Origin of the sequence: Shewanella sp. CG12_big_fil_rev_8_21_14_0_65_47_15, assembly GCF_002783505.1 — a bacterium.
In the GTDB taxonomy this organism is placed as follows: Bacteria; Pseudomonadota; Gammaproteobacteria; order Enterobacterales; family Shewanellaceae; genus Shewanella.
Window position 1 is genome coordinate 17,007 of record NZ_PFGL01000053.1, and the last position, 25,287, is coordinate 42,293.

Sequence of the window (25,287 nt, forward strand, 5' to 3'; positions counted from 1 at the left end):
ATTAGCGCTTTGCCAGCGTGACGCCCGTGGTGTGCACTGTCATGCCACACACAGGAGCCGTCACGTGCGGCAGTAAGTTACCGCAGTGGATACCTTTGCCCGTTGCTCTGACCAACTCTTTGTTTTTAGAACCAAAGCCCATGTAAGCAAACACAGTATCCTGGCGAATACCCGGCGTGACTAAGGCATGGCCTTCTTCTGTGCCAACACTGCTGGTGAGGCGGATTGGGTCGCCATTGCTGATGCCTAATTTGCCCGCAGTGACGGGGTGAACCCACACAGCGTTATCCGACATCAGGTTAGCGAGCATAGGCACATTGTGGGTGGCGCCATTGGTGTGCACCGCCACTTTGCCTTGGATAAAGTACAGCTCATCTGCTTTTTTAAGATTCACTTCGCGGAACTTGATCACCCCACGGCCCGGTGCCATGGCTTCGACTTTCGCGGAGGTGAGTTCAATCTTGCCACTCGGGGTTTTAAAGGTGAGTGCACTGGCGTAAGTGCCGTCTTCATCGGCAGGTCGCGCATTGGGGTATGCCTTAATAAACTCGGCAACCATCTTAGGCTCGCACAACATAATTGGCTTACCAAAGCTCACAAAACCTTCGTTTTTGATACGGCGCAGCAGGTCAGTGTCGCGGTTCACCTGCAGCATTTGCAGGGTTTCCATGTTTTCCCATGGATAGAACTCGCCAAGGCCCATAGCCACACCCACATCCTTAAAGATCTGCCAAGAAGGCTTAGTATCACCTAAGGTTTCAACGACCCGTTGGCGCACATAATAGGCGGGATTTTTACCTGACTTATCGGCGATTTCTTCATCACGTTCAAGATAAGTCGACTCAGGTAAAATCACGTCCGCATAGGCGGCGGTTTCGCTGATATACACATCACACACGGCGATAAAGTCGAGCTTTTTCAAAGCTTCAACGACACGCGCTCTGTCTGTCATGGTTTGCATTGGGTTAGTGCGTGACATCACCCAGCCGTGTAACTGGTAGGGCACTGCGCTTAAGGTGGCATCGAGAATGGTTTGGTAAACGCCGCCCGATGTCCACATCATGGCGTACTGCTCTTCCACCTGATCGATTCGTTTCGCTGCTGGTTTTGGCATGTCTTTCACGCCAGGTTTTGCCAATACGGGCGCAACCGCTTCACCGGCAAGCTTGTTGTAATCACCGGGTTTCTGGCCGATATAAATCCCGCCCTTACGCTCAATATTACCAATCAAGACGTTGGCGGCGTACAGGGCGCGGCGCATCTCAAACTCTTCGGTGGTGAAGGTGGCTCTGTGACCAAAATCGACCACGGCATGGGGCGCTTTAGCAGCATATTCGTGGGCGATACGACGAATGTCTTTGGCAGGCACATCGGAAATGGTTTCGGCCCATTCAGGAGTATAGGCTTTCACTTCGGCGGCAAAGGCTTCGAAGCCTTCTACATAGCGCGTGACAAAGGCCTTGTCGTAAAGATTATCTTCAATCAATACATGGCATAACGCCAATGCGACGGCCACGTCGGTACCGGGACGAATGGCGTACCATTCATCGGCCTTGTCGGCCACGACGGAGAATCTTGGCTCGAACACCACTAGCTTGGCACCTTTGTCCATTTGCGCCGCCATCATGCCGCGGGTTTCGGACATATTGATGCCTTCGTACAGGTTATGGCCGAAGTTAATGATGTATTTAGAGTTACTTAAATCTCGTTTGACCTTAGTGCCAAAAATAGCCTTAGCGGCAATTTCATAACCGCCGGGGCAAGTCGACGCGTGGGTAAAGGTATTGGGACTGCCAAAGGCGGTCGCAAGGTGAAACAAATGCTTTTCCTGTGAGCCAGATTTTGACGAGAATGCCACGGCTTCTGGGCCATGTTCTTTTTTGATTTTATTGAGGTTTACAGCGATTAATTGATAAGCCTCATCCCAACTGATCTCGGCCCATTTGCCTTCGCCGCGCTCACCGACCCGCTTTAACGGTTTAACGATACGCTGTGGATCGTACAATAAACTATGGCCTGCGCCGCCACGGGCACACACTTTACCGCCAAAGGATTTAGCGGCCTTATTGCCACTAATGAATACGTTTTTGCCCTCAATCACCCGCGCCGAAATCGGGCAGCGAGTCGAACACATCTCGCAAATACTGGCAATGTCTTTGCCTATGCCCTTTAGCTGCTTATTCTCTAATGCCGCTAAGCTGCCCGGCAGCAGGCTGGCCAACGCACAGGTGGCGCTGCTCGCTCCCGCTCCCTTTAAAAAGGTTCGCCTATTAAGCTCAATCATGGTTACCTCCATCACGCTCATCCCACCCGTCAGTCGCCATTTTTGGCGCCATCGAGCCGAGGTTTGCTCACTGATTTGATTACTTTTTTAGTTATAAAAGCGTAAAAACAGCGCCGCCATATCTTCAAAATACAGGCATCCGCTGGATCCGCTGCTTATCGACTAAGATTGTTATCCCGAAAGAGGTAGGCGGATATTGTGGTAAACCACATGGGGAAGCTCGGTGTGATCTATCGCAACTAAAACCTAAGACTGACGCTGAAATACGTGAATAAGATCAATAGGTCTTAAAATATGGGCAGAAAAAAGCCGCCAGCTTGGACACTGACGGCTTAGAAGAAAACTGACATTTTAGTCAATTGCGATAACCCTAGCAGGATAAGAACATCGCACTAGCGGGCGCAAACTGATTACAATCGCATTAATCCATTAACTCTATATCGAGGCAGTTGAGCAGCCGAATCGCTTCGTCGCGGCTAAACTTAGCGCCTTTGATTTTATTGTTAAAAATGTCGATATCGTAATTTGATGCCTCGCTGAAATCCGCCTCCAATAATTGAGTTCGGCCAAACAGACTATGACTAAAATCCGTGTAGGTGAAATTGGCTTGATTAAAACTGCCCTCGCGAAAATCGACATCGTGAGCCTTGCACTCTTCGATGATGATTTCATCGAGCAACAGGCCCATAAATGAGCTGTCATTGAGAATGCATTGCTTAAAAGAAAAGGGCGCGGCAAAGGATAAACGCGACCACGCGGCGCGGGTCCAATCGATACCGACTAACTTACACTCTTCAAACTCGACCCCACTGAACTGGCACTGGGGCACTTTCACTAAGCTCAAGTTGCAGCCCACAAAGCGACAATCGATAAACTTACATTTACGAAAAACGCTCTCGCTAAAATGACAATCTTGAAAGCAGCAATCCTCAAACTCGATGCCCTGCCACTCCTGCGCATTCTCGGATAAGCCACTAAACTGCTCAGATAAAAAATGGCTACCCTGTGGTGCCGCCCTTTGGCCAATCCTAAATGCCATTACCTACCCCTTGATAAAATGATCCCAATGCCATAATTCCACAGACATTATTCAACGGCCAATTGCGCCATCATCAATAAACCTTAGGATTTTGTCCACTGCGTCGCACAAATAGCCATGGTAAATTTCGTCAAAAACGGTAGAATGTCGGCACTTTTTCGCGGCAGTCTAGAACAAGGTTCTCTCGGATTAATGGTTAGCATTTTCGAGCAAAATGACACGGGCCCAGCCCGCTTTAGCAGACCACTTCCACTGTGGTGCCAACCTTGCCCTGCGTTTATTCCATCCCTTACCTTATCTCCAACAAACACAATTCAAACACCGCCCGAAAATAAAACTTTTGCTGTTCAAGATTTAATATCAAATCCTACCAACGGACTCACCCTATTAAATGGTAAGACTTTGGTAAACAATAAAAAGGTTGTACTAAACAAGGCGCTCGCTCGAAGCATGGCCCTAGTGCAAACCGATACCTATAAAAACCTTATCCCTACACTCTCTATCCTAAGGAATACTCGTCATGAGTCTTGCTGATTCCGTATTAGCCGTGAATAACGATTTGCCAATCCGCACCGACAGCCCAGTCCACAGCGGCAAGGTTCGCAGCGTTTACTGGCTAACCGATGCCGACAGCCGCCGTTTAATCAAAACCAAGGGTTATAACGTCCCCGAAGATACGCCACTCGCCATCATGGTGATTAGTGATCGTATCTCGGCCTTCGACTGTATCTTCCACGGTGAAGGCGGCCTCAAGGGCATTCCCGGTAAAGGCGCAGCATTAAACGCGATTTCAAACCATTGGTTTAAACTGTTCGCCGAAAACGGCCTAGCCGACAGCCATATTTTGGATATCCCGCACCCGTTTGTTTGGATAGTCCAAAAAGCTCGCCCGATTAAGGTCGAAGCCATTTGCCGCCAATACATTACCGGCTCAATGTGGCGCGCTTACTCTAAGGGCGAGCGCGTATTCTGTGGTATCACACTGCCAGAAGGCTTAGAGAAAGATCAAAAGCTGCCAGACTTACTGATCACCCCTTCGACCAAAGGCATTTTAACCGGTATCCCAGGTGTGCCCGCGCAGGACGACGTCAACATCAGCCGCAGCGATATCGAAGCCAACTACCAAGCCTTTGGCTTTGAAAAGCTTTCAGATATTGACCTGTACGAAAAGCTGTTAAAAGATGGCTTTAAAGTGATATCAAAAGCGCTGGCCGACATTGACCAAGTGTTTGTCGACACTAAATTTGAGTTCGGCTATGTCACCGATAAAGATGGCAACTCAAAACTGATTTATATGGATGAAGTGGGCACCCCAGACTCATCACGTATTTGGGACGGCGCCGCCTACCACGATGGCAAGATTTTAGAAAACTCTAAAGAGGGTTTCCGCCAGTTCTTGCTGAATCATTTCCCCGATCCTGATGTGCTGCTTAACAAAGACAGAATGCCAGAGCGTGAAGCCCTAGCCCGCGACAATGACCTGCCACTCGAGGCCATGATGCAAGTGTCACGCACTTACACCGGCGTTGCCGAGAAGGTGACTGGCGCGGCGATTCCACTGCCAGCGAATCCAAAGGCAGATATCATTAAGATCCTCAAAGAGGAATATGATTTGATTGTTTAATCAAATCATAGGTTTTGGGTGATGCCCATAACTGAATAGTAGAAAAGGCGCTTATGCGCCTTTTTTGTTTTTTAAACTTGGGTTTGGATTTATTTGTATGAGTCGATTTAACTCAATTCTGAAATGTTAATCTGAGAAAAATCAAAGCTAAAGTCAAAGTCGTGGGTCTTCAACCCACACCCGACCAAGGAGGACTGCTCGTCCTATCCTCCTTGGATGCTCCATGACGCCCCTAGCGAAGTTACATGCATTAACGCTTTATTTATAAATCAGGCCTTGGTCTTATGGATAAATTGCTATCGCTTCCGAAGGCAACGTCCCTGTACCTACGGAAGCTAGCCAGCCATGGCTGGACTCACGCAATTTATTCCAACGCCCCGCGGCAACTTCGCAGGGGAAGGTGAACTTCTGTGACTTCTGTGTTGACTGTAAATTCAGAAAGAATTGTGCCTGTCCGATCTTTCTTTTGCCTTATTAATGTTATTTTTCATTTATAAAGTGTTCAATGAAAAAGCTAGCGTATGGCAAGTTGCACAAAATCGCCATAAACAACGTGGCAGGGACAAATACTCACAGGGCTTCACCCTACAACGTTCACATTTGTCTATTGGCAATAGTGTTAAATGATTCTGATAGAACAGTGGTAAATATTTATGAATGATTTTTATAGTAGTTTAGAGAATAAGCTAATAGGTTTTGATGGTGGCAACATTAGTGCCCCCTTGTGGCTATCAGGTCTAGAATGGGGTACATCTGACGAAGAAATCACTGATGAAATAACAAGGCCAACTTACATTAGTTCAAACTATGTCGTCCCCCACCTTTCGCCTGAATGGAAAGACAATAATCCAAATTTTTACAAATGGCAGTTTGACCAAAAGATTGCAAAAATCCTCTGTCATGTCTTCGATTTTAAAGGACATTACAAAGAGTACATGCAAAATCATTACTGTGATAAAAACTCAAACGAGTTTAAAATTAATTTATTTCCCCTACCCGCAGCCAACATCGATTCTTGGTTAGATGATCACGTTTTGCTAACAAAAACAAAGATTAAATACCATTATAAAACATATTGTGCTAACACAAGGTTTAAACTACTAAATGACTTAGTTAGTCAGTTTAAACCACAAGTTATTGTCTGTTTCGGCCAAGGCCACACAGAAGAATTTAAACTGGCATTTTGGGATGAAGAATATTCTTCTCAGGTTAATGAACAAACTGTGACCATCAGTGAACGAAATACCATAAAGATTCTAAGTTCAAATCATGCCACAAAACTAATCATCGCACCGTTTCTAGGCAGAAATCTGACTGCTGATATTGAACTAAATAGAATTGCTGAAGAAGTAAAAAATCATTTAATTGGGTAGCCGGAGGTCTCTAGCCTCCAGCCCCCACACCACCCGGCATGCGGCTCCGCACAGGGCCAAAAGATCGGACATGCATTGCTTTACCGAAACAGCTTTACCGAGACAGCCATTATTAAATTTAGTCACAGGTATACTTGGGAATTAACGAAATTAAGCACTAATATGGAAGTGACCATTGGCGGCGTGTCACTGGAATAACAGTGCTTAATGTTGACGTTGGTTGCTAAAGGCAAAGAGCCCAGCTACCAAAAACGAATGGGCCATGAAATAGTTCGCCAAACTCAGTGCTGAGCTTGAGCCAATTTTTTTGGTGGATATTCAATCTTGTTAGCAACTTAGCCTACTTGTTCTTAAGCTGGTGGTAGTGCGATTTTAAACTGAGCAATTTGCTTGTTGAACACTGCCACCCCATCATCAGGCAGCTTATCAGCATAATGTGTCTCTAATGTACTTCTGGCGTCACCGTAGTCTTCCCACCCGATTATGCTGGTGTAGGCTTGCAAGTCTGCGAATACTTTACAAATCGTTCTGAACCGACCGGAACGACTCGCTTGGCGCAAGCCATTCAAATAACTATCCCTGTGAACAGTTGGGACAATAATTTTGTATTGTTCATGGGACGCTAACTCGGCATTCATCATGATCCTGGCAAGACGGCCATTTCCATCATCGAAAGGGTGACATTCTGTGATCATAAACTGTATAAAGATGGCGCGAGCCAAACCAGGATCTAACTGTTGGTAAAAGGTAAAAGCCTGGGCTAATGTTCCTTCAACATGATCCGGTAGTACAAACAGCGTATCCCCTGCTTTGTTGGGTTTTACTTTGAGTTTACCTGGGCGCTTCTCTGGTCTCGCGTGCAAAATGAGTTCATGGCGCAAGCTAAGTAAGTGCATCAGATCATCAGCAGACTCAGGCACAGTGACCATTTCAGTGTAATCATGTACTACGTGATAAACTGACAATATATCGTGACTGTCCTCGTGGCGATTGGATATCTCCTGTTTAGCAAAGATAATCTGCTCAGCTTCATCGATTTCAAACTCAGTCCCTTCTATATAGTTGGAAAAGTAGCTCTCATAAAAGGACAAATTGCGCCAACTTGCCTTGCCGTCGAGATCGCAACAGGGGAGAGCAGTACTTCTGCAGGTTGTGTTGATAGCAATGCCCCGATCAGACCATCAAGTTGATGGCATTCCTTTTCCATTCCTAGCAGCAGAGAGTGAGTCTTAGCCGCATCCCGTAAAGCATTTAAGTCTGCTTCTCCATAACGCTCTAAACGTTTCAGCAACTCCTGCTCAACCCATCGTTGACCTAGCGCCTTTGGCAAAGCGACATCCTGATGAGAAAGCTGTAAGTTCTCCATGAGAAAGCGTGCAGGCGCACTGCGTTTCAACTGAGGTACAAATAGTTCGGTGAGTTCAGTAACGTTACCTGGATGCACATCAATAACCAATGCATCACTGATGCTAATCTTACGTTGTTTACCCACTTCGGCGGTGATATGCACGGTATTATGTTCAGGTTTTAGCTTTACTGCGGTGACATGCGAAGCAATGGCTGTAGGAAACAAATATTGGACTACCTCATACCATCGACTATGCAGCAGTTGTGGGATTTCTTCCCAAGCTGCATCCGTATAGATGCCTTGACGGATCCGCTTCAACCTGCCCTTTTGTACCTCAACAGAAAGCCTTTTAGCATCGGCTATGTCTTTTGGAAAAGTTAAAATTGGCATAGTCCACCTATAAAGAGAACGAATTAAAGAGGATAAATAGACATTAAACAGGAATTACTACGGATAAAAACACAAAATAGTGAATTATTCAAGATAAAAAATGAATAAGTGTGGAGAAAAAGATGAGATATCCACAATTCTACCATTTCCAGATTTTCTTTGATTTTGACAGATATACTCGGGGGTTAGCGAAATTAAGCACTGACTTGGGGGCAATAATGTGAGCGGGGCTATTCACGCCGAGCTAATGAGATTGATCTCTCGCGCCGGGCCACTCGTAATGCAGGGTCGGTTTATACTCGAACTCCATATAACGCTCACCGAGTATAGCTTTCAAGCTACCATCTTGGTGCATCTCCTGTAGCGCGGGAGATATTTGTTCGACAAAAGCCTGTCCAAGAGGCGTCTTCCAGACGGTCAAGTAATCGTAACCGACACTGATAGGAAAGTTGGGATCGTAGACGAGGGTATCGGCGAAAATGAGCCAGTCGGGCATAAAACCGACAATTGCATCGATCCGACCAACACTGAGTTTTTTAAATTGCAGATCCTCATTACCCACATAATCTAACTTAACACCGTAGGCCAATAGCGTGTGATAATAAGCCTCATAACCTATAACGCCCCCCACTCTCAGCCCTTTCAACTGCTCAACACTGGAAATAGCCGCGCTGCCCTTGCGAGTAAATACAAACAGCTTATAGACCCCGAGTGGATAACTGGTCAGTATCTGTTCATCACCAATCTCATCGACCACCGCACTTGTCATGCCATAAATGGCAAGGACTTCTTTACTGGTAAAGGCCTTCACCGCTCGTTTCAATGGATAGACCTGCTCGTTCAGGGAAACACCACTGCGTCTGGCGGCTTCGGTCAAAATCTGCTGATAGGGACCATCACCCTGCTCATTAATTATGCCAATAAAAAGACCCGCAGCCACTTTGATTTCCTGTGCCACCGCTGGCGAAGCCATACATACTAAGCATAATGCCGCTAACCATTTCATCGTTATCCCTTCACTGTGATACTCAGTACATGCCCAATTCCATTTTGTATCTATCCCTATCTGCAAAGCCTCAATAACGGGTATTCAACGGATGAAAACCTAGGACCTGTTATGGGGATGCTCGCCTAAGTTCACCTGAGTGGCATAAAGATCTCACCGCGCCTAATGGAGCACACCTTATCAAAGCACTGACAACCATCAGAGTTATTTAATTATAGGACGATAATTTTTTCTCACCTTTCAAAGATAGCAACGGGTATTCCAGTAGAGTTAATCAGGTCGCCCATTGTTAACACTCGCTAAAGGTATGCTCAGGGATTAACGAGATTAAGCATTGCATGCTAGTAACCGGGCGACATGGCCTCTCATTCATATCGGAGGTAACTAATGTATGTCACTTCGCTAGGATGAATACTGCACAGCAGCGTTAGGACGAGCACCATGGATGACGAACGGGCAGTTAAACATGGAGGTTATTCGCGGGGGGATTCCCCAAAGGGGGACAGACGCTTTAGTCCTTTAGGTTAAATCTTCACGCAGACAAATAGCGCATTGCCGGAGGCTAAATCCCAGGGGACGATTCTTTCATAATCGTGTTCGAAAACATGCACTTCAAAATAGGGCGCTAACAGCGTCTGTAGCTCAGTAAAACTGGTGGCAACCATGGCATGTTGATCCTGCCATAACTCGGTTTGGCGCAGGTTATCCTCGGCATTCAGCTCTACATCAGTGAGCCGACCGAAGGGCTGATTGCTCTTCTCAATACTGAGATTTAGCGACTGTTTCTCCCCCTGTCCACTGTAATGCCAGCCGGATTCGAAGGCGAAATGGCTGCCATCAAACTCGGCAAAATGCTTAATCGAGGCAGTGTTATCGATCCTGTGCTTATCGACAGTATTAAAACAAAACAATCCGCCCTCATTGAGCGCACTGTGCACACTCGCAATGCAGCTTTTAAGGCGTTCTATCCCCGCACTGTAATGGATGGAATATAAAAAACAGGTAATCAAATCAACGGGCTGTTCTACGTAAAAGGCCGTCATATCCTGCAGTGCAAACTGAGCCTCAGGACAGCGGCGCATGGCCATATCGAGCATAGGCTGATTGATATCGAGGCCACTACACTGATAACCAAGATCGATAAAATGCCGCACATGGGGGCCAGTACCGCAGGCTAAATCGAGGTGTTGTTTACCATTATTGCCCAGGAACTGATGCAGACGATGGATGCTCGCACTCTGTTGCTGGTAGTTAATATCGGCACACATTAAATCGTAATAGCCGGAGAGATCGGTATAAAGCGCGTTGGAAGACATAGCTGTGAATAGGTGGCATGGGCAATTAAGGGTGGCGCATGATATATCAGTTAGTCGATATCAGAAACAAACAATTGCCCCCATGACTGGACTACCTATGGGAAAATAGTGAACTCACAGCACACATCGAGCTCACACTCACGATTAACTACTTACAGGCACATCTCGCGGATTGCTCACAGGGCGGCGCGGCGGCCACTTCACACATACCCGCGGTTTTACCCTCACCGACACACCAAGCATTACAGTCAAAGGTATCGGGATGACCTAAGTCATCACTGTGACCGTGTATCACATCTTTGCCGGGATTAGATTCGACTAACAGGCCATCGGGCAAACACGCCTCGCCAAACATTCTGCCATTCGCAGTGCCCTGTTCATCGGTGCCGACATGGCAACCGGCAACACCGGGGGCAACACCATCACTGTCCTTCCACCAGCTCTGTTTGTTCTCTTGCCAATCTGAGGGTTTAAATTCTATGGTGCCCATGGCACCGGCCATTCCCTTGGCGCCATCCGAGGGTTCACCGATTTCACCGTGGGCAAATACTTGGCTAGCTAGCAGCAAGGAACAAGATGCAAATAGGGCTAAAGCTGTAAACTGTTTCATAACACCTCCTTTGTTTGAGTCAGAGTAAGCTTAGTCTGATGTCTCAATATCGCCACCTTTTAGGGGCGATAACCTAGCAAGGAAAGAGCAACGAGATAATTCAGTTCGGCTTCAATCTCAACACCCTCGGCCAAGACTCTGGTATTAAGTTCTAAACAAATACGCAGAATTTCAGCTACCGCCAGCGGTTTTTCTTTATCGATATCACAGAGCAAAGTCATATCGAGTTTTAGTACTTGGGCATACAGCGCATCCAGCCAACTTAAATCAGACTTAAGCAGTATTCGCGATTTTAACCCGCAAAATCTAACAAATGTAAATGATAACGAATATCATTAACTTAACCGTACGCTTGCGTTATATTGTGCTCACTTTTCCATCCTACCCAAAAAATATCAGGCTTAATGATGAACACACTGCGCTTGTCCACACTCTATTCGGCAATAATCATTGCACTATCTACAGCTATGCCAAGCTATGCCGATGATGCCGCTCCCAATGAAAATGTCGATGAAAAAATTGAAAAAATAGAAATCAAAGGCAGTTATATTGCAGGTTACAACGCCAGTACAGCCAGTGGTGCTTCAAAATTAGAATTGCCAATCAGTGATATTCCGCAATCTGTCTCTGTAATTACCAGCGCGCAAATGAGCGACTTCCAACTCACTAATATCAACACGGTTTTAGATACAGCGACGGGTGTCAATGTTGAACGTATCGAGACTGACCGTACTTATTACACGGCCCGCGGCTTTGATATCACTAATTTCCAGATTGATGGTATCGGCCTACCATTAAGCTCCGGCAGTAACCATTCTGACGAAGATACCGCCATTTATGACCGCGTCGAAGTGATCCGCGGCGCCAATGGTTTAATGACAGGTGTGGGTAATCCCTCTGCCACGGTAAACTTTATTCGCAAGCGCCCAACAGCAGACAATCAACTTAATATTAATGCCAGCTACGGCAGTTTTGACAATGCTCGCCTTGAACTCGATGGCACAGTGAAACTGGGCGAAAAAGTCGCCGCCAGAGCGGTGGCGGTGAAGCAAGTTCAAGACTCCTATCTTGATCGCTATCAACAAGACAAGAATGTCCTGTATGCCATGCTTGAGGCACAATTATCCGATAACACCACTCTTTCACTCAGCCATGCTTATATCAAAAATGACACAGATGGTGGCCTATGGGGGGCATTGCCGCTGTATTATACCGACGGTAGCGCGACCAATTATGATCGCTCTACTAGCACCTCGGCCAATTGGTCATCATGGCTAGTTGAGAAGCACAATACTGTGGTTGAGCTAAGTCATTACTTTAACGATGACTGGCACCTACGTGCGACTTACTCGCATAAATCAACCGATGAAGACACCCAGCTTTTTTATGTTTATGGTACACCGGATAAAACCACAGAGTTAGGTCTGACCGGTTACGGCAGTGAATACGATGCAACGGAAAGCAGCGATTTGGCCGATGTGTACGTTAAAGGCGATATCAATTTGTTTGGCCGTGATCACCAGTTAGTTTTTGGCCTAAACTACTCAACGTCAGACAAACAAGAACACTCACTCTACGACTACACCACAGGCAATGGTTTCCCTGCCATGCCAGACCTCAATACGTGGGAGGGCAATACGCCCTATCCCACCTTTGCCGACAGTCCATTGGGGAGCGATGTTAACTCAACCCAAAAAGCCGCTTATTTCACGGGACGGTTTAATTTGTTTGAAGACATGCACTTAATTGCTGGTGGCCGCTTTAACCAATGGGAAGCAGAAGGTGAATCCTACGGTGAATCGCGGGATACCGATGCACAAGATTTCATCCCTTACCTAGGGCTTGTCTATCGTTTTATGCCCGAACTGGTGGCCTATGCCAGCTATACGGAAACCTTCCTCGCGCAAATTAAAAGAGACAGTAACAATCAACTCATTGACCCTGTGACAGGCGAAAGCCGCGAAATAGGCTTAAAGAGCGAATTATTTGAAGGTAAGTTAATCGCCAGTCTCGCCTACTTCGATGTAGAGCAAGTGAACTTGGCAATCCCGCTGAACAGCAATCCTGATAACATGTTTATTGCAGGTGATGGGATCAATAGCAAAGGTTACGAACTGGATATAGCCGGAGAGGTTTATCCAGGTTTGCAGGTGAGCTTAGGTTATACAGACTTCAACATTAATGGCCGCGATGAGGTTGCCAAACTGGTAAAAGAATACACGCCAAGTAAGTTATTTAAGTTAAGTGCTGTCTATGATGTTGAGCAACTCGAAGGCTTAAGCTTTGGTGTTAACATGCGCTGGCAGGATGATATTTCCCGCTACCAAGGTAATGTTGGTGAAAGTTTTACGAATGCTGGCGCAGCCATTATTACTCGCCAAGACGCCTATGCCATCGTCGACTTGATGGCGCGCTACGCCTTTACTGAAAATATCAGCCTAACGTTAAATGCCAACAACGTGACCGATGAGAAATATATCAACAGCTTATACTGGGCACAAGGTTTCTACGGCGCACCAGCCAACTATAGTGCAACTGTGAGCTGGAAAATGTAACGCTATTTAGGATGGGTCAATCCCAATAAAAAGGGCTAATCAAAAGGGCAGACTCGATTTAAGTCTGCCCTTTTCTATTCTTCAGCATCTATTACTTCAACACTTGTTACTTCAACACTGGTTACTTCAACTTATAAATCACTTCGACCCTATCTTCTATGCTCACTTGGCCATATTGATAGCTCTCGGCGGCGCCCATGGCATCGGCTTTGGCATTCATACGTAACATGACAGGTTGCACAGGGCGTTGATCGTAATAACGGATCTGCCAGATCTTACCTAGGTTCTCACCAAAGCCTTTAGCCAAAGACTCGGCTTTTTGTTTGGCATCCACAATCGCAGCTTGACGTGCCTTGGCGACGTATTCCGCTTCTTTGCTCGACTTAAGGGCGATATTGTTCACCCGATTCATGCCCTCTTCTAAGGCCGAATCTAAGATAGCATTTAAGCGGCTTAAGTCTGTTACCGTCACGGTAATTTGACGACTGGCGGTGTAACCCGTCAGCTCAGGTGCCTTATCCTGCACATAGGTGTATTGCGGCTGAAGATTTAAATTCGCGCTCTGGATCTGGTCTTTAGCCACACCAGCTGCCGTTAAACGGGCGATAAACTTAGCCACGGCGGCATCGGAATTATCCTTGGCGGCTTTAGCGGTTTTTTCGGTCACGGCCACTTCCACATTCACATCCGCCATATCGGGCTCGACTCGAATTTGGCTCACACCCATAGTTTCAATATGGGGGAAATCGACCCCAGCGGCGAGCACTTGGGGCGCCATAAACGCACTCGAAAAAAGACCACCCGCCACCAATACCGCTAAAAGAGAACTTTTCATAACTTACTCCAAAATAATGTGCTTATAGCTAAACCACTTCAAATAGAACGCATATCCAAACGAGACGGCTAACACGACTGTGTCGCTTATTTAGCGCTTAGGCTATCAGTAAAAAGTGCCAATACCTGTGCCAATATGTAACAGCATCAACAAACTGTTTCTTGCTCCCTATAAACGCGACGAATTTTAAAAAGGGTTATTTTTTCTGAAAAATATTTAGCTCGTTTTATCCCTATGGATTCGACTGCGGATCTCTAGCGGATATTTCTATACCCATACCCAAAATAGGCTTTAGGGTTAACTGGCATATTCAGCGCCCCAGTTGTACACTTTTCAGCCAAAGCTACTGTACCTTTTAATCACTTCAGGTATAATCCGCCATCTTTTTTAAGGCGGCTTATACCTCAGCGAGAAACCATGACAGTTGAAACTTTTAAACCCAAGCAAACGACCACGCTTGATATCCCAGTCAAAACATTAGAAGCAACAAGCACTAATGCTGTTACCACTGGGAATCGCATCGGTTTCGTGTCTTTGGGCTGCCCAAAAAACCTCGTGGATTCAGAGCGTATTCTGACTCAGTTACGCATCGACGGCTACGAAGTGACTAACAGCTACGACAATGCCGACTTAGTTATCGTCAACACCTGCGGCTTTATCGATGCTGCGGTTGAAGAATCTCTGGACGCTGTGCGTGAAGCACTAGAAGAAAACGGCAAAGTGATCGTTACTGGCTGCCTTGGCGCCAAAGAAAACCAAATCCGCGAAGTGCACCCAGATGTGTTAGAAATCACTGGCCCACACAGCTACGAAGCCGTGTTGAAGCACGTTCACAAATATGTGCCTAAGCCAGAGCACAACCCTTTCACGTCATTAATCCCACAAACTGGGGTTAAGTTAACGCCTAAGCATTACGCTTATTTAAAGATTTCAGAAGGTTGCGACAACCGCTGTACTTTCTGCATCATTCCTTCGCTACGTGGTGACCTCGACAGCCGCAATGCGGGTAGCGTCTTAGATGAAGCTAAGCGTTTAGTAGAATCAGGCGTGCAAGAAATTTTAGTCGTGAGCCAAGACACCTCGGCCTACGGCAAAGACAAGGGCGGTCGTACCGATTTTTGGAACGGTATGCCAGTCAAGCAAGACATTACTAGCCTAGCGCGCCAACTGGGTAAAATGGGCGCTTGGGTGCGTCTGCATTACATCTACCCCTACCCATGGGTTGACGATCTGATCCCGCTAATGGCGGAAGGTTTGATCCTGCCGTATTTGGATATTCCAATGCAGCATGCAAGCCCGCGCATCCTCAAGATGATGAAGCGTCCAGGCCGTGTTGACCGTCAGTTAGAAGCGATCCAACGCTGGCGTGAAATCTGCCCAGATCTAGTGATCCGCTCGACCTTTATCGTCGGCTTCCCAGGTGAAACCGAAGAAGACTTCGAAATGTTGCTCGACTTCTTACGTGAAGCTCGCCTCGATCGCGTGGGTTGCTTTAAGTATTCAGAAGTGGATGGCGCCGTCGCCAACACCATCGCCGAGCTTATCAGCGAAGAAGTGAAAGAAGACAGATACCACAGATTTATGGAAGTCCAAGCCGAGATCAGCGCCGAGCGTTTAGCCCGTTTCGTTGGCCGCATCTTAGACATTCTGATTGACGATGTAGACGAAGAAGGCGCCATTGGCCGCAGCTTTGCCGATGCACCAGAAATCGACGGCATGGTGTTTATCAATGGTGAAACTGAGCTGGAACCTGGCATGTTGGTTCGTGCTCGCATCACCCATTCAGACGAACACGATCTGTGGGCCGAAGTGGTCGACGCAGACACCCAAGACTAAGCTAGATTCTAGATTCTCGCAGCTGCGCTCTTTGCAGCGTCCTAGCAGGGCGAAGCCTGCCCTGCTTTTTACCTTCACTAGACATCTGGCCCCAACATCTTATTGGCATCGACCCAAAGCTCGAACTCTTCCGCCGTGACGAACTCAAGTTCCAATGCCGCTTGGCGCAGCGTCTTGTGCTCACTATGGGCTTTTTTGGCGATCTTAGCGGCCTTTTCATAACCGATATGTTGATTTAGCGCCGTGACTAGCATAAGTGAGTTTTCCAGATGCAGAGCAATCTGCGGCTCATTCGCCACTATGCCGACCACGCAATGATCATTAAACGACTGGCAAGCATCCCCCAATAAGCGCCCCGATTGCAGCACATTGGCGATAATCATCGGCTTAAACACATTGAGCTCAAACTGACCATTGCTGCCGCCAATGCTAACGGCGACATCATTGCCCATGACTTGCGCGCACACCATAGTCATGGCCTCAACCTGAGTTGGATTGACTTTGCCCGGCATGATGGACGAACCGGGTTCATTTTCAGGCAGTAATAACTCAGCGATACCGCAGCGCGGGCCAGAACCTAACATCCTAATATCATTTGCTATCTTCATTAAACTGACCGCCGCCACTTTATAGGCCACCGACAGCGCGACTAATTCATCGTGGGCAGCAAGGGCGGCAAACTTATTCGGCGCCGTCACTAAGGGCAAGCCCGTGAGCTTTGCGATATTGTCCGCCACCTTAACGGCGTAATCCTTATGGGTATTCAGCCCAGTGCCCACGGCGGTCGCACCTAGGGCTAACTCGGCCACCCGCTTGAGACTGTGCTCAATGCCTTCGATGGCATGACTTAACTGCGCGGCATAACCCGAAAACTCTTGGCCTAAGGTTAACGGTGTCGCATCCATAAAATGGGTGCGGCCAATTTTGACTAAGTGCGCAAACTCCTCGGCCTTATCCTGCAAGCTCTGCTGCAATAACTTCATGCAGGGCAAAACCAGCTCAACGGCTTGGCGATAGGCGGCAATGTGCATGGCGGTGGGAAAGGTATCGTTGGAGGATTGCGAGCGATTAACATCGTCATTGGGGTGCAAGCATTTAACCGCATCGGTGAGTTGCCCGCCCGAGAGCACATGGCCGCGATAGGCGATCACCTCATTGACGTTCATATTGGTTTGCGTGCCCGAGCCCGTTTGCCAAATCACCAAGGGAAATTGCGGATCGAGTTCGCCAGCAATCAGCTCATCGCACACTTGGGCAATCAATTGGGCTTTAGCTTGAGCCAAAGTGCCAAGTTGTTGATTGGTGATGGCGGCGGCTTTCTTTAAATAGCCAAAAGCGTGGATCACTTCAATCGGCATTGACGCTTCGCCCCCGATCCGAAAGTGCTGCCGCGAACGCTCGGTCTGCGCGCCCCAATAACAATCTGCGGGGACTTGTACCTCGCCCATAGTGTCGTGTTCGATTCGATATTGCTGTGCCATGCGCATCTCCTTCGCTATAGGTTAACCATACTCGTTAGAGGCAAAAGTACCAATTAATCCCAAGCTAATGTGTTCGAAGCAAACAGGCTAGCGAGAATAAGGATGATTTAAGCGTAAACACAGGTACTGAGGCTAGGAACGGCAGAATTAACGAAGGATAAAAGCAAGCGGACTAAAACGGGGGAAGCAACAGCTTAACAAAAGCTTAGGCGTAGAAAGTCGAAAGGGGTATCGCCCTTGTGCTGATACCCCTTTTGGTTACTCATTTTGAATGCCTTTCCTTTACGGTTATAGGATCCTTTGCCCTTTTTCGCCTTTTCGGTGCGTGTCCGAAAGAGAGGACTGGTCACGATAGCTTTGAGTGCATTGTCTGTGATAGTGCCTCGCCCACTGTCGTGTTCCATCGCCACGACCGCGATTTTTTGTTTGCCCATAGCAACTCCAAATAGAATGAATCAACTCGCTAATACGTTAAGCCATAGACTTAACGGCGTTACTATAGCGCAATATTTTGCGATGTACATAGTTTGTACAAATCAGCACATTTCCAGTGTGCGACAATATGCCGCACCTGTATCACTTGGATGATCTTTATAATGCAGCGCAATTTCTCTAAGTGAATGGAAAACAACAAAATGGCTGCAAATTCTGCGTATTTATCCCACCCGTTTAACACTTCAGTGCTCTACTCATCCCTCGCAATCGCGATGGGCTTATCCTTAGTGCCACAGGCAATGGCCGATGACAGCGGATTAGCCAATATGGAACGCTTAGAGGTCCACGGCCAACAGACAGAAAACCATCACACTTTAGGTTCGGCTGAAAATCTGCTGAAAGGACAAGGGGTAGATTTCTCTGAGGCGGGTGGCGTATCGGCTCTGCCTATCCTCAATGGCATGATGGGCGATCGTATTAAAGTGTTGGTTGATGGCGCGGACATTACCGCTTCCTGCGCCAACCAAATGAACCCACCGCTGTCCTATATTTCCGCCAATCAAATCACCACCGCAGAAGTGATTGCAGGCGTGTCACCCGTCAGCGCGGGTGGCGACAATATCGCGGGTGTGATCAAGGTCAGCAGCCTTAATCTTAAATTTGGCGAAAGCGACAGCATTAAATGGAATAGCGGCGATATCTCAACGGGATACCGCAGTGTCAGCGACACCTTACTGCTCGGAGCGAATGCGGCCGTTGCCAGCAAAAATATGAGCCTAAGTTATCAAGGCGCCTATGAAGATGCCAACAGCTATAAAGATGGCAATGGCGATAAAGTCATAGATACCCTGTACCGCGCCCAAAACCATGCCTTCTCCGCCGCTTGGCGCGACGACACTCAAGAAGTCGCCATCAAACTGACCCATCAGAATATTCCATTTCAAGGTTTTCCTAACCAATACATGGATATGACGGATAATAAGAGTTACGGTGCCCTCGTCCGTTATCAACTTAAACTCGAGGATGATGGTGAGTTCAGCGCCCAAGTAAACTGGCACGGCGTGAAACACGAGATGGGCTTTTTCACCCCAGAGAAAACCGGCAAGATGCCGATGAACACTGAAGGCGATGACTACAGCTATCAACTGCATTGGCGTCTGCCGATGGGTGATGACAGCACCTTACTGGTCGGTCAGGAATACTATAGCTACCAGCTCGACGATGTGTGGCCAGCGGTCCCCGGCACTATGATGGCGCCCAATGACTACATCAATATCAAGGATGGTGAACGTCGCCGCGCCGCTATTTATGGCGAATGGCAGCAAGATTTGAGCCCTAGTTGGTGGTTATCGGCGGGTGTTCGCTTTGAGTATGTCACCACTAATACCGGTGAAGTCCAAGCCTATAACGACATGCCAATGATGGGTAAACCCAATGTCGACGCCGAGGCTGCCGAGGCGTTTAATGCCATGGACAGAAAACGCGATGATAACCTTATCGATGCCACCTTACTGGCGCGCTATCAATTATCGACCAATCAACAACTTGAATTAGGATTAGCCCGTAAAAACCGTGCACCGAATCTGTACGAGCGTTACAGCTGGGGTCGCGGCACTATGGCAACCACTATGATAGGTTGGTATGGCGATGGTAATGGTTATGTGGGTAATCCAGATCTTAAGCCAGAAACCGCCCATACCCTGAGCGCAGCCTACAAATATAACGGTGATAGCTGGCAAGTCTCGACCACAGCTTGGTACACAGCTGTGACTGACTATGTCGATGCCGAAGTGATTGGTAGCTTTAATCGCACTAGCTCACCCGATGGCAAACGCAATATTCTTCAATTCACTAACTTAGATGCCAATCTCTATGGCGCGCGCTTTAATGCGCTCTATCAGTTTGCCGAAACCAGCACAGGTAAATGGAAAGTGTTAGGCAAAGTGAATCTAACCCGTGGCGAGCGAGATGAAGGCAATGAGCCTTTATATCAAATCAAGCCGTTGCAAACCGAGTTGGCACTGCAACATCAACTCGGTAACTGGGAAAACAGCCTTGTATGGCAATGGGTGGCGACCAAAGATCGCGTGGATGACCGCCGCCTTGAGAATAAAACCGACAGCAACTCCTTACTTAACTTGAATAGCAGTATGAAATGGCAGGATCTGACCCTCACCTTCGCCATCAATAACCTGTTCGATAGCTACTATGAGCTGCCACTGGGCGGCGTGAGTGTGGCGGAATTTAGGGCCGATAACACTAATGGCTTTAATCAAGTGGCTGGCGCGGGACGCTCGTTCGAACTCAGCGCAAGCTATGCGTTTTAGACGCAATCGATAGGCACAAAAAAGGGCAAACGATAGTGCGTTTGCCCTTTTCCCCATCGGGATCTTGCGGTTAGATCAGTTACCCGCGACTTTCATCTCAGATAACAAGATACCGCCGGTACGAATCGACGAGCGCAGATCAAAATCCTGACTCACGGCTTGCACGCCACGGAACATCTCTTTCAAGTTACCCGCGATGGTGATCTCTTCCACTGGATATTGGATCTCACCGTTTTCAACGTAGAAACCCGCCGCCCCGCGGGAATAATCCCCCGTCACCATGTTCACGCCTTGGCCCATGACTTCGGTCACAATCAAACCTGTGCCCATGTCTTTCACCAATTCGTCGAAGGTTTGGCCCGTGTGGCCGAGTGTCCAGTTATAGATCCCGCCCGCATGGCCTGTATTAGGTAAGCCTAACTTGCGCGCCGAGTAACTGGTTAACAGATAGGTTTCTAACATGCCGTGGTCGACAATGCGTCTATCCTGGGTCGCCACACCTTCGCTATCGTAGTTGGCACTGGCTAGGGCACCCAGTAGATGCGGCTGTTCCTCAATATTGAACCAATCGGGGAAGATTTGCGTGTGGATGGCATCCAATAGGAAGCTGGATTTGCGGTATAAACTGCCGCCACTAATGGCACCAATTAAATGGCCGATCAAACCCGTTGCTATCTCGGGGGCCAATAAAATCGGTAAGCGGGTGGTGGCAATCTTGCGGGCACCTAAACGACTGACCGTCTTCTGCGCAGTCTTTAAACCTACGGCTTCTGGCGCAAGCATCTCGCTGAATTTACGGGCAATAGTGTAATCGTAATCCCGTTGCATATTGCCATCACTGTCTTCACCGATTACGCTGCAACTTAAGCTATAACGCGAACTGCAATAACCGTTTAAGAAACCGTGGCTATTGCCATACACTTTGACCGAAGTATGGGCGTTAGCACTCGCACCATCGGAGTTATTGATACGAGGATCGGCATCGAGTGCCGCGGTTTCGGCGCGGATCGCCAGTTGGGCTAATTCCTCGGGGGAAATATCTTCAGGATAATACAGCTGCAGATCGCGGATCTCGGTCGCCATTAAGGCTTTATCGGCAAGGCCACTGAAGGGATCGGGCGAAGTGTAACGGGCGATATCGTCGGCTGCTTTTACCGCGAGGGCGATGGCTTCAGGACTTAAATCCGACGTCGATGAACTCCCCTTGCAACCATCGCGGTAAACCGTAATCCCTAGGGCACCATCTTTATTAAATTCAACGGTTTCAACCTCTTTTAAACGGGTTGAAACCGATAATCCCTGTTGCTTACTGATCGCCACTTCGGCAGCGTTCGTTCCTAATTTATTGGCATATTCGAGCGCCACGGCAACCGCATCTTTCAGCGCGCCCAATTCACTATCGATTCTGTTCAAAGACACAAAGCTACTCTTTCGTTGTCGGCAATGGCCCTAGCATAACAAACACAAATCCCATTCACATTAATTATTAGCATGACACTGAGTCGCAGCCCAACACTAGGCTAAGGCGCAAAAGGGCTCTGGTCTTTGTTTCAACACATTCACCTAGGTGATTTTTGCTTGGAGATGTTATTATTAGCAGGTTTTTTACTTGAGGTTTTATCTATATGAAGATTGTTGGTGATTCAGAGCATTTTAAACAGCCCTACGACATTGATGAAGATTATGTCAGTAGCAAAACGTCGGACAAGCGTGATAGTGAGGCTGTTCAAAAAATTGGTATGGAACTGGTTTCACTGAGCAAGACTCAGCTAGATAAAATCGAGCTGGATGAGTTTTTGTATGACGCTATCCTGCAAACGCGCAAAATCAAGGTCAATACTGAGGCGTATCGTCGCCATATGCAGTATATCGGCAAATTGATGCGTAATTTTGATGTTGAGCCTATCAAGGCCGCCCTGGCGATTGTACTCAACAAAAACAACAACGAAACCGCAAAACTGCAGATGTTTGAGAAAATGCGTGAGCGTTTGTTGACCCAAGGTGATGCTGAAATCCAAACCTTAGTGGAACATTATCCACAATTGGACCGACAAAAGCTGCGTACTTTGGTGCGTCAAGCGACCAAAGAACTGGCCAAGGGCCCTGAATCAAAATCATCTAAAGAGCTGTTTAAATATCTACGCAGCGAAATCCAAGACTAATTAATTTCAGCCCCACAAGGATGTTGCTTATGCGACTTAGCAAAACGTTAGCGGTATGTTCTTGGGCATTACTGGGCGCTATCGCGCTCAGTGGTTGTAATGGCGCCGCCGATGGCACCGACACTGACGGTACGACCGACAGCTACAGCTTAACCTTAGGCTATAAAACGGTCGTCAATGGCAAGTGTGCCGATTCTACAACAAATCTCAGTTTTGCTACCGATGCGAGTTTTTGTGCCGTCGCCAGCTTAAAAAAAGGCTCGAGCAAACTTAGCGGGCAACTGATTAGCTTCGCTGCGACCTTAGGTACTGTTGCGCCAGCAACAAAACTCACCAATGCCGATGGCGTTGCTGAAGTCATCATTTCTAACCCGGTATTAACAGCAGAAGCTGGTACGGTAACGGCGAGCTATACGCCGTCTGATGCAGACGCATTAACTGCAAGCCGTAACTACGAGTTCGTTGGTTCAGGCAATGGCAACACCATTGCAACACCTAAACTTAGCGCCAGTATTTTAAGTAGTTCAGCCTTAGTGACTCGCTTCAAAGTCGATGAGGCGGTTCAACTGCAGGCCATATTACTCGACAGTGAAAGCCAAGGCATTGCCGATGCGAAAGTGACGTTTAGCGCAGGTTCTGCTGTGCTCAATCCCACCAGTGCGCTCACTAGTAATCAAGGTATCGCCCAAGTCACTTATACCCCTAGCACCACAGATTTAGGGGGCAAATACCCTAACGGTAACAGTGGATTATCAGGGGCAATCGCTACAAAATAGCAGCCTGTATGAAGTGCTAAGCAAAGATGCCGTCAACCAAGAAGGAACGCTAAAATTAGGCTCATTCAATGGCGCTGTCTTTACCGAAGGTAAACTGGCGAGCACCTTAACCGCCGATGCCAATGGCGCATACAAAATCAGCGCGGGCGGTAGCTTTGGAGTAACTGCGAGTTTAGTGCTAGAGGCCAATGATGGCACTATTACCCGGGTGCAGACCCCCTCTTCGATTAGCTTTAGTTCAGACTGCACGACAAACAATAGTGCGACACTCGATACGCCAGTCACTACGCTATCGGGTAATGCCAGCTCAACCTTCCAAGACACAAGTTGCAGTGGCAACAGTGAACGTAACGACCAAATTATCGCCACAACCGTCGTGGGCAATCAGACGCTAACGGCAAATTTCCCATTCACACTGCAACGCCAAACCCTTGCCAGCTTAAGTTTTGAGTCGGCCGAGCCCGCCCAAATTCGCATTAAAGGTGCGGGCGGCACAGGTGCAAGCGAATCCTCTTTAGTCAGCTTCAAAGTCACCAGCGCCAACGGCCAGCCCGCAGCGCAGCAAGAAGTTAGCTTCAGCTTAGATACAGTGGTCGGCGGTTTAAGTTTTGCCAATGGCACAGCGAATGCGCAAAGTCTGACCAACTCCCAAGGTATCGCCAGTGTGCGCGTATTATCCGGCACTGTACCCACACCCGTGCGCGTGGTGGCCACTGCCATTGATGCCGATACTAAAGAAGTGATCACTAGCCAATCTGAACAACTCACGGTGAATACGGGTCTGCCGCAACAGCTCGGATTTAGCTTAGCGACCAGTAATGCCAATCCTGAAGCGGGCAATATCGATGGTGAGAAAGTCACAGTGACAGCCAGACTGTCCGATAGCTTTGGTAACCCAGCGCCCAACGACACCACAGTGAACTTCACCAGTGAAGGCGGCCAAATAGAGCCAAGTTGCCTAACCCAAAGTGGCGCCTGTAGCGTGACGTGGACCTCAAGCGATCCTAGACCGCAGGACCATCGCATTACGGTATTAGCCTATGCCCTAGGTCACGAAACCTTCTTCGATACCAACGGTAACAACCAATTTGATAGCAACGACGGCACTGCGATTGCCAAGGCCTGCTTATTCAATGGCACTCCCGTTGCTTGTAGTGGTAATGGTTTAGGTGTGGAAACCTTCCACAGTCAAGGCTTTAGCGATCTGCCCACCGCCTTTCGCGATGATAACGAAAACTTTACCTATGATAGTGGCGAACGCTATTTCGATAACCTCGCCAGCAGCAGCTACAAAGGTGCCGATAATCAATTTAACGGCCCACAATGCCAAGGTACGCTTTGCGGCACAGGCCAGGCCAATAAGACCTATGTTCGTAAGGCTGTGGTGATGGTTATGTCGGGTTCGAATGCCTATTTCTCACTCTGGCAGGATGACGTTAAAGTCTATGAAGATCGCCAAGGACAAAATATTCTCAACAATCTTAATGCATTAACGGCAATCCCCGCAGGCCAAACCTCGGTATTTAGGGTCAAACTCTACGACAGTGCCGACCAAATTTTGCCATCGAGCACGACGCTGAATATTGCTGCGAATAAGGGTGAATTGGTCTCAACCGCTTATACTGTGCCTAAGACGACTAACGCCAATACGAGCGTGACCGAGTTTTCCCTTAAGAATACCGGAGCCGCCAGCAGCCAAGTCGTGCTCACAGTCAAAACCCCAAGCGGGGTCGAAACTCTCTTAAAATTCAATGTGCTATTAGAGTAACCGCTAGAATAGCGACAGAGAAAATAGACGAGTCTGTGGTGGCTAATATCTAAACAATGATATTTAAAGATATTCCACCACAGGGTATTGCACCTAAATTGCCTGTATCTCTTTACACTTTG

18 protein-coding genes and 1 pseudogene are annotated in these 25,287 nt (G+C 47.8%); 7 read left to right on the forward strand and 12 right to left on the reverse strand.

The genetic code is table 11. The features are described from left to right. Window position 1 precedes the first annotated feature (1 nt). Window positions 2-2,284: a thiosulfate reductase PhsA gene (gene phsA / locus COW15_RS14755; protein WP_293633267.1), complete on the reverse strand. Its 2,283-nt coding sequence runs from the start codon at window positions 2,282-2,284 to the stop codon at window positions 2-4. Between the two features lie 421 nt (window positions 2,285-2,705). After that, a complete protein-coding gene (locus COW15_RS14760) occupies window positions 2,706-3,323 on the reverse strand; it encodes a pentapeptide repeat-containing protein (RefSeq protein WP_293633268.1) in 618 nt (205 codons plus the stop codon). Between the two features lie 520 nt (window positions 3,324-3,843). Between COW15_RS14760 and COW15_RS14765 the strand changes: the two genes are divergently transcribed. Then, entirely contained in the window at window positions 3,844-4,947 is a 1,104-nt protein-coding gene (locus COW15_RS14765) for a phosphoribosylaminoimidazolesuccinocarboxamide synthase (protein WP_293633269.1), read from the forward strand. Between the two features lie 653 nt (window positions 4,948-5,600). Then, the gene (locus tag COW15_RS14770; protein WP_293633270.1) at window positions 5,601-6,320 is read left to right on the forward strand and encodes a hypothetical protein; all 720 of its coding nucleotides are present in this window, start codon (window positions 5,601-5,603) and stop codon (window positions 6,318-6,320) included. 350 nt (window positions 6,321-6,670) lie between these two features. Here COW15_RS14770 and COW15_RS14775 read toward each other — a convergent pair whose 3' ends face one another. The 6 genes from COW15_RS14775 to COW15_RS14800 form a co-directional block, all read right to left on the reverse strand. Continuing rightward, entirely contained in the window at window positions 6,671-7,411 is a 741-nt protein-coding gene (locus COW15_RS14775; protein ID WP_293633271.1) for a Fic family protein, read from the reverse strand. Then, window positions 7,375-8,058: a hypothetical protein gene (locus tag COW15_RS14780; RefSeq protein ID WP_293633272.1), complete on the reverse strand. Its 684-nt coding sequence runs from the start codon at window positions 8,056-8,058 to the stop codon at window positions 7,375-7,377. The genes COW15_RS14775 and COW15_RS14780 overlap by 37 nt, the downstream gene beginning before the upstream one ends. Before the next feature lie 244 nt (window positions 8,059-8,302). After that, on the reverse strand, window positions 8,303-9,064 hold the full coding sequence (locus tag COW15_RS14785) for a transporter substrate-binding domain-containing protein (protein WP_293633273.1): 762 nt from the start codon (window positions 9,062-9,064) through the stop codon (window positions 8,303-8,305). A gap of 524 nt (window positions 9,065-9,588) precedes the next feature. Further along, window positions 9,589-10,380 (reverse strand): class I SAM-dependent methyltransferase, encoded by a 792-nt coding sequence (locus tag COW15_RS14790; RefSeq protein ID WP_293633274.1) that lies wholly within the window; start codon window positions 10,378-10,380, stop codon window positions 9,589-9,591. 148 nt (window positions 10,381-10,528) lie between these two features. Next, window positions 10,529-10,990, reverse strand: a complete 462-nt coding sequence (locus COW15_RS14795; protein WP_293633275.1) for a hypothetical protein — start codon at window positions 10,988-10,990, stop codon at window positions 10,529-10,531. A 59-nt stretch (window positions 10,991-11,049) separates the two neighbouring features. Continuing rightward, window positions 11,050-11,274, reverse strand: a complete 225-nt coding sequence (locus COW15_RS14800; protein WP_363700446.1) for an EAL domain-containing protein — start codon at window positions 11,272-11,274, stop codon at window positions 11,050-11,052. A 123-nt stretch (window positions 11,275-11,397) separates the two neighbouring features. Here COW15_RS14800 and COW15_RS14805 point away from each other — a divergent pair, with 123 nt between their 5' ends. Further along, on the forward strand, window positions 11,398-13,545 hold the full coding sequence (locus COW15_RS14805) for a TonB-dependent siderophore receptor (protein WP_293633276.1): 2,148 nt from the start codon (window positions 11,398-11,400) through the stop codon (window positions 13,543-13,545). A gap of 121 nt (window positions 13,546-13,666) precedes the next feature. On the opposite strand, the gene COW15_RS14810 is transcribed toward COW15_RS14805, so the two are convergent. Beyond that, complete coding sequence (locus COW15_RS14810) at window positions 13,667-14,380, reverse strand: oxidative stress defense protein (RefSeq protein WP_293633277.1); 714 nt, start codon at window positions 14,378-14,380, stop codon at window positions 13,667-13,669. Between the two features lie 417 nt (window positions 14,381-14,797). Here COW15_RS14810 and rimO point away from each other — a divergent pair, with 417 nt between their 5' ends. Beyond that, window positions 14,798-16,216, forward strand: a complete 1,419-nt coding sequence (rimO, locus tag COW15_RS14815) for a 30S ribosomal protein S12 methylthiotransferase RimO (RefSeq protein WP_293633278.1) — start codon at window positions 14,798-14,800, stop codon at window positions 16,214-16,216. A gap of 77 nt (window positions 16,217-16,293) precedes the next feature. Here the strand turns inward: rimO and fumC are convergent, their stop codons facing one another. Both fumC and COW15_RS14825 read right to left on the reverse strand, forming a co-directional pair. Next, window positions 16,294-17,697, reverse strand: coding sequence for a class II fumarate hydratase (fumC, locus tag COW15_RS14820; RefSeq protein ID WP_293633279.1), 1,404 nt, complete (start codon window positions 17,695-17,697; stop codon window positions 16,294-16,296). A gap of 194 nt (window positions 17,698-17,891) precedes the next feature. After that, a complete protein-coding gene (locus tag COW15_RS14825) occupies window positions 17,892-18,131 on the reverse strand; it encodes a ribosome alternative rescue factor ArfA (protein WP_293633280.1) in 240 nt (79 codons plus the stop codon). A gap of 201 nt (window positions 18,132-18,332) precedes the next feature. On the opposite strand from COW15_RS14825, the gene COW15_RS14830 reads away from it, so the two are divergent. After that, complete coding sequence (locus COW15_RS14830) at window positions 18,333-20,459, forward strand: TonB-dependent receptor (RefSeq protein WP_293633281.1); 2,127 nt, start codon at window positions 18,333-18,335, stop codon at window positions 20,457-20,459. Between the two features lie 75 nt (window positions 20,460-20,534). On the opposite strand, the gene pmbA is transcribed toward COW15_RS14830, so the two are convergent. Beyond that, entirely contained in the window at window positions 20,535-21,878 is a 1,344-nt protein-coding gene (gene pmbA / locus COW15_RS14835) for a metalloprotease PmbA (RefSeq protein WP_293633282.1), read from the reverse strand. A gap of 206 nt (window positions 21,879-22,084) precedes the next feature. Here pmbA and yjgA point away from each other — a divergent pair, with 206 nt between their 5' ends. Beyond that, window positions 22,085-22,621, forward strand: a complete 537-nt coding sequence (yjgA, locus tag COW15_RS14840; RefSeq protein WP_293633283.1) for a ribosome biogenesis factor YjgA — start codon at window positions 22,085-22,087, stop codon at window positions 22,619-22,621. Between the two features lie 29 nt (window positions 22,622-22,650). Further along, window positions 22,651-25,165: pseudogene (locus COW15_RS14845) on the forward strand (Ig-like domain-containing protein). The last annotated feature ends 122 nt before the right edge of the window (window positions 25,166-25,287 follow it).

Excerpts from the sequence above, each read along its gene's own strand:
- COW15_RS14825 (WP_293633280.1), bottom strand. The coding sequence starts at position 18,131 with ATGGGCAAACAAAAAATCGCGGTCGTGGCGATGGAACACGACAGTGGG.
- COW15_RS14795 (WP_293633275.1), bottom strand. The coding sequence starts at position 10,990 with ATGAAACAGTTTACAGCTTTAGCCCTATTTGCATCTTGTTCCTTGCTG.
- phsA (WP_293633267.1), bottom strand. The coding sequence starts at position 2,284 with ATGATTGAGCTTAATAGGCGAACCTTTTTAAAGGGAGCGGGAGCGAGC.
- COW15_RS14780 (WP_293633272.1), bottom strand. The coding sequence starts at position 8,058 with ATGCCAATTTTAACTTTTCCAAAAGACATAGCCGATGCTAAAAGGCTT.
- COW15_RS14770 (WP_293633270.1), top strand. The coding sequence starts at position 5,601 with ATGAATGATTTTTATAGTAGTTTAGAGAATAAGCTAATAGGTTTTGAT.
- COW15_RS14830 (WP_293633281.1), top strand. The coding sequence starts at position 18,333 with ATGGCTGCAAATTCTGCGTATTTATCCCACCCGTTTAACACTTCAGTG.
- COW15_RS14760 (WP_293633268.1), bottom strand. The coding sequence starts at position 3,323 with ATGGCATTTAGGATTGGCCAAAGGGCGGCACCACAGGGTAGCCATTTT.
- COW15_RS14805 (WP_293633276.1), top strand. The coding sequence starts at position 11,398 with ATGAACACACTGCGCTTGTCCACACTCTATTCGGCAATAATCATTGCA.
- fumC (WP_293633279.1), bottom strand. The coding sequence starts at position 17,697 with ATGGCACAGCAATATCGAATCGAACACGACACTATGGGCGAGGTACAA.
- COW15_RS14785 (WP_293633273.1), bottom strand. The coding sequence starts at position 9,064 with ATGAAATGGTTAGCGGCATTATGCTTAGTATGTATGGCTTCGCCAGCG.
- COW15_RS14765 (WP_293633269.1), top strand. The coding sequence starts at position 3,844 with ATGAGTCTTGCTGATTCCGTATTAGCCGTGAATAACGATTTGCCAATC.
- rimO (WP_293633278.1), top strand. The coding sequence starts at position 14,798 with ATGACAGTTGAAACTTTTAAACCCAAGCAAACGACCACGCTTGATATC.
- COW15_RS14790 (WP_293633274.1), bottom strand. The coding sequence starts at position 10,380 with ATGTCTTCCAACGCGCTTTATACCGATCTCTCCGGCTATTACGATTTA.
- yjgA (WP_293633283.1), top strand. The coding sequence starts at position 22,085 with ATGAAGATTGTTGGTGATTCAGAGCATTTTAAACAGCCCTACGACATT.
- COW15_RS14810 (WP_293633277.1), bottom strand. The coding sequence starts at position 14,380 with ATGAAAAGTTCTCTTTTAGCGGTATTGGTGGCGGGTGGTCTTTTTTCG.